Annotated in this window: 12 protein-coding genes; 5 read left to right on the forward strand and 7 right to left on the reverse strand. The window is 64.4% G+C overall.

The genetic code is table 11. The annotated features are described in order from the left end of the window. Positions 1-216 (forward strand): TOBE domain-containing protein (locus EOA27_RS06105; protein WP_127255751.1); only part of this gene is annotated, 216 nt, incomplete at its 5' end. On the opposite strand, the gene EOA27_RS06110 is transcribed toward EOA27_RS06105, so the two are convergent. The 5 genes from EOA27_RS06110 to EOA27_RS06135 form a co-directional block, all read right to left on the reverse strand. Beyond that, a complete protein-coding gene (locus EOA27_RS06110) occupies positions 180-1478 on the reverse strand; it encodes a flavin monoamine oxidase family protein (RefSeq protein ID WP_126080897.1) in 1299 nt (432 codons plus the stop codon). The two genes, EOA27_RS06105 and EOA27_RS06110, sit on opposite strands and share 37 nt — an antisense overlap. Then, positions 1475-2551 carry an extracellular solute-binding protein gene (locus EOA27_RS06115; RefSeq protein WP_126080896.1) on the reverse strand — a complete coding sequence of 359 codons (1077 nt, stop codon included), beginning with the start codon at positions 2549-2551 and terminating at the stop codon, positions 1475-1477. The genes EOA27_RS06110 and EOA27_RS06115 overlap by 4 nt, the downstream gene beginning before the upstream one ends. A 417-nt stretch (positions 2552-2968) precedes the next feature. Further along, entirely contained in the window at positions 2969-4051 is a 1083-nt protein-coding gene (locus tag EOA27_RS06125; protein WP_126080895.1) for an ABC transporter substrate-binding protein, read from the reverse strand. Positions 4052-4130: 79 nt separating this feature from the next. After that, a complete protein-coding gene (gene betI / locus EOA27_RS06130; RefSeq protein ID WP_126080894.1) occupies positions 4131-4817 on the reverse strand; it encodes a transcriptional regulator BetI in 687 nt (228 codons plus the stop codon). Continuing rightward, the gene (locus EOA27_RS06135) at positions 4793-5617 is read right to left on the reverse strand and encodes a class I SAM-dependent methyltransferase (RefSeq protein ID WP_245466912.1); all 825 of its coding nucleotides are present in this window, start codon (positions 5615-5617) and stop codon (positions 4793-4795) included. The genes betI and EOA27_RS06135 overlap by 25 nt, the downstream gene beginning before the upstream one ends. A gap of 253 nt (positions 5618-5870) precedes the next feature. Here EOA27_RS06135 and EOA27_RS06140 point away from each other — a divergent pair, with 253 nt between their 5' ends. Genes EOA27_RS06140 through EOA27_RS06155 form a run of 4 tightly spaced genes read left to right on the forward strand, consistent with a single transcriptional unit; the run spans position 5871 to position 10596 of the window. Further along, positions 5871-7490 (forward strand): NAD(P)/FAD-dependent oxidoreductase, encoded by a 1620-nt coding sequence (locus EOA27_RS06140; protein ID WP_126080893.1) that lies wholly within the window; start codon positions 5871-5873, stop codon positions 7488-7490. Next, positions 7477-9051 carry an NAD(P)/FAD-dependent oxidoreductase gene (locus EOA27_RS06145; RefSeq protein WP_127255753.1) on the forward strand — a complete coding sequence of 525 codons (1575 nt, stop codon included), beginning with the start codon at positions 7477-7479 and terminating at the stop codon, positions 9049-9051. The genes EOA27_RS06140 and EOA27_RS06145 overlap by 14 nt, the downstream gene beginning before the upstream one ends. A 46-nt stretch (positions 9052-9097) precedes the next feature. Beyond that, entirely contained in the window at positions 9098-10336 is a 1239-nt protein-coding gene (locus EOA27_RS06150; protein WP_126080891.1) for an aminomethyltransferase family protein, read from the forward strand. A 2-nt stretch (positions 10337-10338) separates the two neighbouring features. Further along, positions 10339-10596, forward strand: a complete 258-nt coding sequence (locus EOA27_RS06155) for a hypothetical protein (protein ID WP_126080890.1) — start codon at positions 10339-10341, stop codon at positions 10594-10596. A 7-nt stretch (positions 10597-10603) separates the two neighbouring features. Here EOA27_RS06155 and EOA27_RS06160 read toward each other — a convergent pair whose 3' ends face one another. Together EOA27_RS06160 and EOA27_RS41975 are read right to left on the reverse strand one after the other, a co-directional pair. Beyond that, a complete protein-coding gene (locus tag EOA27_RS06160; RefSeq protein WP_126080889.1) occupies positions 10604-11662 on the reverse strand; it encodes a dipeptidase in 1059 nt (352 codons plus the stop codon). 299 nt (positions 11663-11961) lie between these two features. Next, the coding region (locus EOA27_RS41975; protein WP_145970271.1) for an N-acetyltransferase at positions 11962-12045 on the reverse strand (84 nt) is incomplete at its 5' end.

The raw sequence follows: 12045 nt of genomic DNA on the forward strand, positions 1-12045 counted from the left end.
CTGTGGGACAATGCGTCGGCAAAATTCGAGGTCGCCGGCAAGGTCATCGAGCGGCATTATTTCGGCGAGATCACCCATTTGATCGTCGAGATACCGGGGCTCGAAAAACCGCTCTCGGTGACCGAGACCAATGATTTCGGCGCCGACGATATTCCGGTCGGCGCCCCGATTCGCCTCGCCTACGACCCCGAGGCCTTGGTGGCGATGGCCGACTGAATCTTTGCGGCAGCGATGCGCCCGGCGACGATCGCGCCCTCGACATAACCCGGGAAAGACGGCGAGACCTCAGAAGCGGCGAAATAGACCGGCGGCGCGCCGGCGAGGATCACGCGTTCGGCATCGCGCGCCGTCACATCGATGACGAGATCGCTATAGGCCCCGCCGCTCCAGCGGTCATGCGCCCAGTCACGCGCGCTGAAATCGACTATGTCGGCGGCCTGCGGGCCGAGCGCCTGGACAAGTCTGGCGGTGATTTCCGCCTGCAGCGCCGCCTCGCCGAGCGGATGCCAGCGCAGCGCCAGTGGCCCACCGACAAACACCACGAGCGCGGCATGGTCGGCATCCTTGCTGGCGTCGCAGGCAAACAGCCCGGGCTGGTCGCGCCACATGACCATGCCGCACAGGCCCCGCTCGCGCCAGAACGGCTTTGCGTAGCGCACCAGGATCTTGATCACCGCGCCGCTTTCCCAGACGCCGAGCGCGCTTGCCAGTTCCGCCGGCAAAGCCGGCGCGAAGTCGAGCTTGGCGGCCGTCGCCGGCGGCAGCGCGATCAGAACCTCGCGCGCTTCGATCGTGGCCGCGCCGGTGCTGATGCGAATGCCTTGCGGGGCGCGCTCGACACGCGTCGCCGCCTGGTTCAGGCGCAGCCGGTCGCCGAGCTCGGCGGCCAGATCCTCAGCCAGCGATTGCATGGTGTCGCCCAGAAAATACTGCAGCTCGAACACCTCGTTGGTGATGCGGCGATCATTGTCGATCAGATACCAGAGCGGCACTTTGTCCAGCGCCAGGCACCACAGGCCCTCGATCATCGAACGGAAGGCCGCCTTAGCGTCGGCCGTGTCCTTCTGGCGCTCGAGCCATGTCGCCACGGTCAGTCCGGCGATCGAGGCATCGTCCGGCTCGATCCTGTTCATGCGCTCGCGGATCGCCATCGCGACCTGATAGGTCCGCTCGGCTTCCTCGACCGACATCGACGGATGGGTGATGAACTCGCCTTCGATATAGGTCTCGACGAAGCTCTTGCCCCGCGCCTTGGCCAGCGCCATCAGCTCGGGCATGTCCTGGCATAGGAACTGCCCGCCGCTGTCGATCAGCTCGCCGAGTCCGTTGCGGACAGCCTCCACCCTGCCGCCGACACGATCGCGTGCTTCAAGGACAAGGAAATCGATACCCGCCCGGTTCAGCTCGAGCGCGGCGCATAAGCCGGTGAAACCGGCGCCGACGATGACGACGTCGGTTCTTTCAATGATGCTCTTCAATAGCCGGCCTTGATCTTCTCGAATTCGGCGACCATGCGCTGCTTGAGGTCCGGCGCCACCGGCTGCTGGAACAGCGTCTTGTCGAGGAACTTGTCGAGATTGTCGAAGCCGCGCTCGGTGAGCAGCTTCTGGTCCATCGCTGCCATGCCCGCGCTGTTGCCGTGACCGTAGCCGAAGGTCTTCACCATATACTCCGAAACGCCCGGCGCGTTGACCGCGCTCAGCAAATCATAGGCCTGGTCGAGCTTGCCCGGTGCATCCTTGAGCAGCACATAGCCGCACACCCAGGTCGAAATGCCTTCCTTGGTGTCACGGTTCATGGCGATCGGCATCCCCTGGCCTTTCAGCGTCACATAGGTCTCATTCCAACCCCAGACCAGGTCGACCTCATTGCCCGTGAAGGCCTGGTTGAGATCGGTGTCGTCGGTCCAGTAGAAGCGGACATTCTTGTGCACGTCGCGCAGGAAGGCGGAGGCCTCGCTGAACTGCTCGTCCGTCATCTTGGTCCAGTCCTTCAGGCTGATGACCAGGCTCGCCAGCGCATAGGCGTCGTCGACATTGTCACCGATGGTGACGCGGCCCTTGAACTTCGGATCGGCGAAGATCTTCAGCGATTGCGCCTCGTCCGCCGTCACCTTGTCGGTGCGGTAGAACAGTGAGGTGTTGCCCCAGTCGAGCGGCATGAACCAGGCCTTGCCGTCGGCGGTGGTGGCCAGATCCTTCATCGCCATGATGCCGGGATTGAGATCTTTCCAGCCGGCGATCTTCGAAGTGTCGAGCGGCTGCAGCAATCCCGCCTCGCGCCACTTCACCACGCTTTGCGAGCAGGGATGCGCGATATCGGCCTTGAAGCCGGCGCGCATCTTCTCGAAGGCCTCGTCCTCGTCGCCGAAGAAGAAGAAGGTCGGCTCGGCATTGTATTTGGCTGTGTAGGCCGGATGCAGCAGCGGGTCCTCGTAACCGGACCAATCGAAGACGACGAGGTCGCCGCCGCCTTCCGCAAGCGCATAGGCAGTGCCCGCGCCGACTGTGACGAGGGCGGCCAAGGCAAGGCGGCGAAGCATGGTCTTCATGGCGCGAAAAACTCCCCCATCGCGGACGAGTGACGGAAGTTAGGAGAATTCAGAAGCTTTGGCGAGCCCGCCTGGGTCGCGTCCAACCAATAGCTTCGAACCGATGACAGCCTCCAACTTGTGATCAAATCCGATAATTTTCGAACTCAGCGCTGCCCCTCATCGCCCTGCCGGGCACTTCTCCCCGTATAGTGACGGGGAGAAGGGGCTGGCCGCAACCTCGGCGCCTTACTTGCAACGTTCGAAATTGGCGAAACCATCGATGGGAGCGCCCCTCTCCCCGTCACTATACGGGGAGAGGATGCCGGCAGGCAGGTGAGGGGCGGCGCCAACGTTCGAAAAGCTATGGGCAAATTTGAACCTAAGCGATTGCCCTGGTTCGGTTCTAGGAAAAAACCGGGGCCACGAAAGCAGCATTCAATAGCCGGCTTTGATCTTCTCGAATTCGGCGATCATCTTGAGCTTGAGTTCCGAGGGCAGCGGCTGCTGGAACAGCGTCTTGTCGACCCACTTTTCGACGTTGTCGTAGCCCTTTTCCTTCAGCACCGCCGGGTCGACGCCCGCCATGCCCTTGGCATTGGCCTGGCCGTAGCCCCAGTCCTTCACCAACGTCTTGGCGACTTCCGGATCGTTGACGGCGTTGAGATAGTCGTAGGCCTTGTCGATGTTGCCTGGCGCGTCCTTGAACAGCACGTAGCCGCACACCCAGGTCGAGATGCCCTCGTCGGTGTCCTTCTTGGATTTGATCGGCACGCCGGCGGCGGCCGACTGCACGGTGGCGTCGTTCCAGGCCCAGGCGAGATCGACCTCGCTGCCCGAGAGCAGCTGCACGATGTCAGTGGTGTCGGTCCAGTAGGAGCGGACGTTCTTGTGCACCTGGCGCAGGAAGTCCGACGCTTGGCTGAACTGCTCGTCCGTCATCTTGGTCCAGTCCTTGAGCCCGATGGCGAGGCTGGCCAGCGCATAGGCGTCATCGACATTGTCGCCGATCGAGACCCTGCCCTTGTATTTCGGATCGGCGAACACCTTCAGCGACTGCACGTCCTTTTCGGCGATCTTGTCGGAATTGTAGGTGAGCTGGGTATCGCCCCAGTCCCAAGGCATGAACCAGGCCTTGCCGTCGGGCGTGGTGGCGAGGTCCTTCATCGCCATGATGCCGGGATTGAGGTCCTTCCAGCCAGTGATCTTCGAGGTGTCGAGCGGCTGCAAGAGCCCGGCTTCGCGCCACTTCACCACGCTTTGCGAGCAGGGATGGCCGAGATCGGACTTGAAGCCGGAGCGGATCTTTTCGAAGGCCTCGTCCTCGTCGCCGAAGAAGGCGAAGATCGGCGAGTCGCCGTTCTTCTCGACATATTTGCCGTGGAAGCTCGGATCCTCGTAGCCGGACCAGTCGAACACGATCAGGTCCTTGTCGGCGGCAACGGCGAACGCCGCCGCCGAAGCCGCGAGCGCGCCGCCAAGCGCCAGGGTCAGTGTCAGGCGTCGGCTGAGTTTCTTCATGCTGTTCCATCCTCTTTGGTTTGCCGGTCTTGTTTGGCCGGCTGTTGCTAACCCCGGTTTTTGCTAGCCCCAGTTCTCGCTAGCCAAAATGTTTGGGGAAGGCGGCGGCCAAAAACGCGTTTGCCGCCTGCAACGCCGTCTCTCGCGTGGTGTCCTCCGTCCCCATCATCAGCCGCAGCCACAGGCCCTCGAGCATGGCGCTGAGCGCGAGCGCGATGGCCTGAGGGTCATAGGCGTAGCCGCCGCTCTCCTTCAGCGTCGTGCAGAGATCGATGAAGACCTGCTGGTAATAGGCGTCGCGCGAGCTGCTCAGCGCCTGGTAGGTCGGCCGCGACTTGGCCTCGCCCCAGAAGGCGAGCCAGGCGGCAAGCTTGCGCTTGTTGCAGATCGAGCGGTCGAAATCGGCCCACACCAGCTGCTGCAGCTGTCTCGCCGGATCGTCGCCCGCCTTCTGGAGGGCGGTGCGCCAATGCGCCGAATACTCGTCATACATGTGCTGCAGCGTGGCGATGAGCAGCTTTTCCTTGCTCTCGAAATGGAAGTTGACGATGCCCCGCGACAGGCCCGCGCCGTCGGCCACGTCGGCCATCGTCGTTTCGGCGTAACCGCGCTTGGCCAGCGAATCGATCGTCGCCTCGATCAGCTGCAGCTGCCGGACCTCTTTCGAGGCCTTGCGGCCGCGCTTTTCGGCATCGCCTTTGGGTGCCGATTGAGTGTCGTTGTCGGTAGCCTCTGCGGTCTTCATATGGGTGACGGTCTCCAGCATCGCCGGCTATCCAACCGGCTTCCAACCGCGCAGATGAGTGGGGCGGTGCTCGCCACTGTCAAGCACCTTCTGCATCGCCTCCCAGGTCTTGATGTTCTTGTCGACATAGGCCGCGCCGACCGCTGCCGCGGCCTGCGCGTAGAGCGGCCCCTTGAGCCGCGAAAGCTCTTCGCGGCGACCTCGCGGTACCATGGATTTCGGTCGCGGATGGTGATGTCGGTGAAGCCGGCGCGCCGCATCGCTTCGGCGTAGCGCGCCGGCGAGGCCATGGCGAAGGACAGCCCTTCGGCCGCTATATAGGTCTTCATCTGAGGCGACGGCTCGCCGTCATGCCCGATCATCCAGTTCGACGCCGCGAAGACCCCGCCCGGCTTCAGCACGCGGGAGACTTCAGCGAACAGCGCGTCCCTGTCCGGCACATGCAAAAGCGCGTCCTTGGAGAAGACGAGGTCGAAGCAGGCGTCGGCGAAAGGCAGCGGCCCCGGCGGCGCCTGGACGAAGCTGACGCGGTCCTCCAGGCCCTGCCTTATCGCCCCTCGCCTTGCCGCCTGGATCACCGGCTTCTCGACGTCGAAGCCGGTGGCGCGAGCCGCGCCGTGCTTTGCCACCAGATGCAGCGTGATGCCGCCGGCTCCGCAGCCGATATCGGCGATCGTCTTGCCCTTGAGCGACAGGCCTTCGATGACGCGGTCGACCTCTTCGGGGCCGCCCGGCGAAAGGTAGCCCTCGCCCCACAACGCTTCGAGAAAGCGAATGGCGGTGTCGTCATATTCCGGCTCGGCGTCAGCCGTTTCGATCATCGGATCTTCAACCCCAAATGCCGATGTGGATCAGTCCAGAATGCTGCCAAAGCCTAGCGCATCAACAGGAAAACGCAACATCATTTGTTGAACATTCATTCAAGATGGCTGGACAAAAAACCGTGAACCGTGCCAAATTCGGGCAATCGGGGAACAAAGGCACGGGCAATTCCAGGAAAAGCGTGAAGCGGTTTTCCGTCAGGAGTTGCGCAAAAACAGGAAGATAGGGCTACCGGATGGAGCTTCTGCGCGCTTGAAGGCCTGGGACGCGATCGTCATCGGCGGCGGACATAACGGACTGGTCAACGCCTGCTATCTGCAGCGCGCCGGCCTGGACGTGCTGGTGGTCGAGAAGAACGACTGGGTCGGCGGCGCGGCCACCAGCCGGGAGCTGACGCCGGGCTTCCTCTATTCCAACTGCTCCTATGTCTGCTCGCTGTTCCGACCCGAGATCATGCGCGATCTCGAGCTGCCGCGCTTCGGTCTGCAGGTGATCTCCTATGAAGGCGGCGCCGTGTTCACGCGCGACGGCGATTATCTCGCCAATTACCGCGACCACGATGCCCATCGTCGCGAGTTCGCGCGCTTCTCGAAGCGCGACGCCGAGGCCTATGATCGCTATTCGCGCGACGTCACGCGGCAGTGCCGCTTCATCCAGCCGCTCTTGATGCGCACCGCGCCAGACCCGACGAGCTTCAAGCCGCGCGACCTCGGCGAGCTGCTCTATCTCGGCAAGAAGTTCGCCGGGCTCTCGGCCGAGGAGATGGCGCTGACCCTGCGCTTCTGGACGATGTCGATCTCGGACTTCCTGGACGAGTATTTCGAGACCGAGATCATCAAGGCGAATTTCGCGCTGTCCGGCATCATCGGCACGGCGCTCGGGCCAATGTCGCCGGGCTCGGCTTATGTGCTGCTCCACCACTATATGGGCGAGGTCGACGGCTCGATCGGCGCCTGGGGCTATGCGCGCGGCGGCATGGGCGCCGTCACCAGGGCGCTGGCCGCCTCCTTCAAGGCTTCCGGCGGCACCATCCGCACGGGCGCCGAGGTCGATCATGTGCTGATCAGGAACGGCAAGGCCAAGGGCGTGGTGCTCGCCAGCGGCGAGGAAATTTTTGGCAAGCTCGTCATCTCCAACGCCGACGTCAAGCGCACCTTCCTGAAACTGGTCGAGGAGAAGGAACTGCCCGACATCTTCCTGCGCCGTGTCAGGAACTTCAAGATCCGCGGCTCGTCCGGCAAGGTCAACATCGCGCTGGATTCGCTGCCCGAGTTTCCGGCCCTGCCGAAGGATTCGCCGGTCTACCGCGCCGACATGCACTTCACCGATTCCATCGAACGCATGGAGCGCGCCTATGACGACTGGAAGGCCGGGCGCTGGTCTGCCGACCCCTTCCTCGACATGATGATCCCGACCACGCTCGACCCGACCATGGCGCCGCCGGGCAAGCACTTCATGAGCTGCTTCGTCCAATACGCGCCGCCCAAGATAGACGGGCGCGACTGGACCGACGCCGACCGCGACGGCTTCGCCGAAAGCGTGATTTCCCAGATCGCGCAATATTCGCCCGGCTTCCGCGATCGCATCGTCCATATGGAGGTGCGCACGCCGCGCGAGATCGAGGCCGAGGTCGGCCTCACCGAAGGCAATATCTTCCAGGGCGAGCTGACCTTCGACCAGCTGCTCTTCAACCGCCCGGTGCCGGGCTACGCGCAATACCGTTCGCCGATCGGCGGGCTCTATATGTGCGGCTCCTCCACCCATCCCGGCGGCGGCGTCATGGGCGCACCGGGACGCAACGCCGCCGCCGAGATCCTGCGCGATCTCGCCAAGCCGACCCTGCATATGAGCCCGGCCCATGACGTCATCTGAAATGAATTGGGACGCCATCGTCATCGGCGGCGGCCATAACGGCCTCGTCGCCGCCGCCACGCTGGCGAAATCCGGCCGCAAGGTGCTGCTGCTCGAAGCCGGCAACGAGGTCGGCGGCGCGGCACGCACCGAGGAATTCGCGCCGGGCTTTCGAGTCTCCGCGGTCGCCCATCTGCTCAACCGCCTGCATCCCGATGTGGTGAAGACGCTGGAGCTGGAACGCCACGGGCTGAAAGTCGAACGCGGCGATTTCGTGCCCTCGGTCGCGCTGTCCAAGGACGGCCCGCTTACGCTGCACGGCGCCTATGGCGAAGTGCTGACCGGCGCGAGCCCTTCGGAGCAAGCCGCCTGGAAGGAATTGCGTTCACAATTGCTGCGCTATGCCGGCGTGCTGAAGCCGTTCCTGTCGCGCCGGCCGCCGGACCTCGGCAACATGTCGCTCACGGAAATGACCGGGCTTGGCCAGACGGCGCTGGCGTTGAAGCGGCTCGGCAAGGAAGACATGCGCGACTTCCTGCGCGTGCTTCTGATGAATGTCTGCGACCTGCTCGACGAGCAGCTTTCGGACGACCGACTGAAGGGTCTGCTTGCCTTCGACGCGACGCTCGGCTCGCATCTGGGGCCGCGCTCGCCGACCTCCCTGCTCGGTCTCTATTATCGGCTTGCCGGCGAGATCGGCGGCCTTGCGGGCGCGCAAGTCCAGCCGAAAGGCGGCATGGGCGCCGTCGTTGCCGCCCTTCGCGCCGCGGCGGAGAAGGCCGGCGTCTCCATCCGTCGCGCTTCGCCGGTCGCCAAGGTGATCGTCGAGAAGGGCCGCGCCGTGGGGGTCGTTACGCAGAGCCGCGAGACGCTGCGCGCAAAGACCGTCGTCTCGGCCATCAATCCCGCAGCCACGATCCTCGATCTCGTCGGCCCGCGCGAGGTCGACACCGGCTTCGTGCGCAAGGTCCGGAATATCCGCATGAAGGGCGATGCGGCGAAGCTCCATCTGGCGCTCGACCGACCGCCGCAATTCTCAGGCATCGATGCCGCCGGCCATAAGGGTCGCCTCGTCATCGCGCCTTCGCCCGACCATGTCGAGCGCGCCTTCAACCCGTCGAAATATGGCGCGTTCTCGCCCGAGCCGGTGATGGAGATTACCTTGCCCAGCCTGGTCGATCCATCGCTCGCACCGTCCAGCGCCTGCGTGCTCTCGGCCGTGGTGCAATACGCGCCCTATGTGTTGAAAGAAGGCTGGACCGCCGGCAAGCCGCAATTCCTCAAGGCGGTCATGGGTCAACTCGAGACCTATGCGCCCGGCATCGGCGCGACGGTCCGCCACGCCGAGCTTCTGACGCCCGCCGACATCGAGGCGCGCTACCGCATGCCCGGCGGCCACTGGCACCATGGCGAAATGCAGGCCGACCAGATGCTGATGTCGCGGCCGGTCTCCGGCTGGTCGGGCTACGACACGCCGCTCGAAGGGCTGTTCCTTGCCGGCGCCGGCTCGCATCCGGGCGGCGGCATCTCCGGCGCGCCCGGCCTCAACGCCGCGCGCCGCATCATCGCGATGAGGGCATGAGAATGAAATTCGTCGAAGTAGCGCTCTACGGCGAAGGAACGCCGTCATGAACCATCATCCCACGACCAAGCCCTCGGCCGACACTCGTACAACCGCCCAATCCCACTTCCGCACGCTGCGGCTCGGCACGCCTTTCCAGCCGCGCATCGACGCGCTGGGGCTGAAGGAGGACTGGTACAATTGGGCCGGCTATCGCGCGCCGCATTCCCTGTGGGACGAGGAGCTCGAATATTTCGCCATCCGCAGCCAGGCGGCGCTGTTCGACATCTCGCCGATGACCAAATACCGGATCGAAGGCCCAGACGCCGAAGCCTATCTTGACCGCGTCACGCTGCGCGACGTGACAAAACTGAAACCCGGCCGCGTCCACTACACCGCCTGGTGCGACGACGACGGTTTCGTGCTCGACGACGGAACGCTGTTCCGGCTCTCGCCGACGCGCTTCCGCCTGGGTTCGCAGGAGCGGCATCTGCCCTGGCTGCTCGACAGCGCGATTGGCTACGAGGTCAGCGTCGAGGAAGAGACCGAAGCCGTCGCCGGCCTCGCGCTGCAGGGCCCGACCTCCTTCGCCATCCTGCGCGACGCGGGCTTCGCCGGCATCCAGCGGCTGAAAATCTTCGACCTTGCCGAATTCGCGCATGACGGTGGCACCGTGACCATCTCGCGCACCGGCTTCACCGGCGATCTCGGCTACGAATTGTTCGTGTCGGCCGACAAGGCGCTGAGCCTTTGGGACCGGCTGATGGCGGCGGGCGAGCTGCGCGGCATCCGCGCCATCGGCTACACCGCGCTGAACCGCGCCAGGCTAGAAGCCGGGCTGATCGTCGCCAATGCCGACTTCACAGCTGCCGAGCACGCCATTCGCGCCGACCGCCTGCGCATGCCCGACGAGATCGGCCTCGGCTTCATGATCGATTCGGACAAGGGCCACTTCAACGGCCGCCGCGCCATCCTCGAAGCGCGCGGCAGGAAGAAGCTGCGCCATGTGCTGGTTGGGCTGGAGATCGAAGGCAACATCCCGGCCGAGCATGCCATCGTTTACTACAGGAAGAGCCAGGAGGTCGGGCTGGTCAGCGCGGCGATGTGGTCGCCCATGGCCAAGCGCAACATCGCGCTCGCCTCCCTGCAGCGGCCCTATGGCGACACGATCGTCGACGATCTCTGGGTCGAGATCTACGCCATGCGCGAGCTGCAGTACCAGAAGCTGATGAAGAAGGCGAAGGTGGTGCCGCGGCCCTTCATCAAGCTCGACCGCCGCACCGCCAACCCGCCGGCGGACTTCTGACGATGGCAAGCGAAGCGGAAGACCTCGAGGCGGAAGCCGCCGAGCAGTGGCAGCTGGTCAACACGCCGCTCGGCGAGATGTGGTCCGGCCGCACCCGCTACGCGGCGGCGATGTATTTCTTCAAGCGCGGCGAGATGAATGCCGAGACGCTGGAGGTCTACCGCATCTGCGCCCGGCTCGATCAGGAGGACCCTCTGCCGGTCATCCGCGACCGCGGCGTTGGCAAAGACTGGCTGAAGCGAATGGGTTACGCGCAGTAGGCACGCTTCACCCTATGGTTCTTTCCAACACACTCAGCCAGTTGCGATAAGCGATCTTCTCGATCAGCGCGCGTCCGAAACCGCGCGCCGCGAGCGCATCGATGAGCTTGGGCAGGCCGGCGACGTCGCCGATCGGGGCCGGGATCATGGCGCCGTCGAAATCGGAGCCGAGACCCACGCCGTCCTCGCCCAGCGCCTGCAACAGCGAATCGATGTGGCGCACCATGATGTCGATGCTGGTGTCGGCGTTCATGCGGCCATCCTCGCGCAGGAAGCCGGTGGCGAAGTTAAGGCCGACCATGCCGCCCGATTCGCGGATCGCGCCGAGCTGCCAGTCGGTCAGGTTGCGCGAATGGCCGCAGATCGCATGCACGTTGGAATGAGTCGCGACCAGCGGCGCGTCGCTAAGCTCGCACACGTCGCGAAAACCCTTCTCGTTGAGATGCGACAGGTCGATCATGATCCTGAGCTGGTTGCATGCCTTGACCAGCGCCTTGCCGGCATCGGTGAGGCCAGGCCCGGTATCGGGCGAGGATGGGAAGCGGAACGGCACGCCATTGCCGAAGGCGTTCGGGCGGCTCCAGACGATGCCCAGCGAGCGCAGCCCGGCGGCGTGCAGCACGTCGAGCATGGCGAGTCCGGGATCGATCGCCTCGACGCCTTCGATATGGAAAATCGCCGCGATCGAGCCTTTCGCCATCGCGTCGCGCACATCGCCGGCGCTGCGGCAGACGGTCAGCGCGCCGGCGCGCTCCAGCCTGAACAGGATCGAGGCCATCCCTATGGTTGAGGTGATCGCTTCTGCCTGCGGCAGCTCGGGCGGCAACGGCTCGTTGTCGCTCGGCGCCGGCGGCACGGCGCCGCGCTTCGACTTTTCGACCGGCGGCGGAAAGATCGCGAACATGCCGCCGGCAAAGCCGCCCTTTCTGGCGCGCGGCAGGTCGATATGGCCACCCGGCGTTCCCTCGATGAACAGCTTTTCGACATCGGCTTCCTTCGACTGGTAGAGTCGCAGCAGCGTGTCGTTGTGTCCGTCGAAAACGGGGATCAGGTCGGTATCGGTCATCAGGGGAGCCATTCAAATCGGGGACAGGCGAGACGACAGGTTTCGTCCGAACGAACCGTCAACTTAGGCAAGATGGCCGGCCGGTGCAAATGGCAAGACTAGGCCTCTTCCTTCTCCCCTTGTGGGGTCGGAAGGACGGGGCGAGACCCGTGGCTCGCCCCTGGGCGGTGGATCGGCGCGCCAGCGTCGAGACGGATGAGGAGTGTTCCAGCGGAGTGAGACGCTGGCTTTCCCCGGAGCACCCCTCATCCGGCCGCTGCGCGGCCACCTTCCCCGCAAGGGGGGAAGGAAGAAATCCTCTACTGCTTCAGCACATCCGCCCATTCCGGGTGGCGGCGGAACTGGGCGTTGGCGAAGGGGCAGAGCGGGATGATCTTCTTGCC

Source organism: Mesorhizobium sp. M2A.F.Ca.ET.037.01.1.1 (genome assembly GCF_003998075.1).
In the GTDB taxonomy this organism is placed as follows: domain Bacteria; phylum Pseudomonadota; class Alphaproteobacteria; order Rhizobiales; family Rhizobiaceae; genus Mesorhizobium.

Coding starts and splice junctions, on each gene's coding strand:
- EOA27_RS06160 (WP_126080889.1), bottom strand. CDS start 11,662: ATGACCGATACCGACCTGATCCCCGTTTTCGACGGACACAACGACACG.
- EOA27_RS06155 (WP_126080890.1), top strand. CDS start 10,339: ATGGCAAGCGAAGCGGAAGACCTCGAGGCGGAAGCCGCCGAGCAGTGG.
- EOA27_RS06125 (WP_126080895.1), bottom strand. CDS start 4,051: ATGAAGAAACTCAGCCGACGCCTGACACTGACCCTGGCGCTTGGCGGC.
- EOA27_RS06135 (WP_245466912.1), bottom strand. CDS start 5,617: ATGATCGAAACGGCTGACGCCGAGCCGGAATATGACGACACCGCCATT.
- EOA27_RS06115 (WP_126080896.1), bottom strand. CDS start 2,551: ATGAAGACCATGCTTCGCCGCCTTGCCTTGGCCGCCCTCGTCACAGTC.
- EOA27_RS06150 (WP_126080891.1), top strand. CDS start 9,098: ATGAACCATCATCCCACGACCAAGCCCTCGGCCGACACTCGTACAACC.
- betI (WP_126080894.1), bottom strand. CDS start 4,817: ATGCTGGAGACCGTCACCCATATGAAGACCGCAGAGGCTACCGACAAC.
- EOA27_RS06145 (WP_127255753.1), top strand. CDS start 7,477: ATGACGTCATCTGAAATGAATTGGGACGCCATCGTCATCGGCGGCGGC.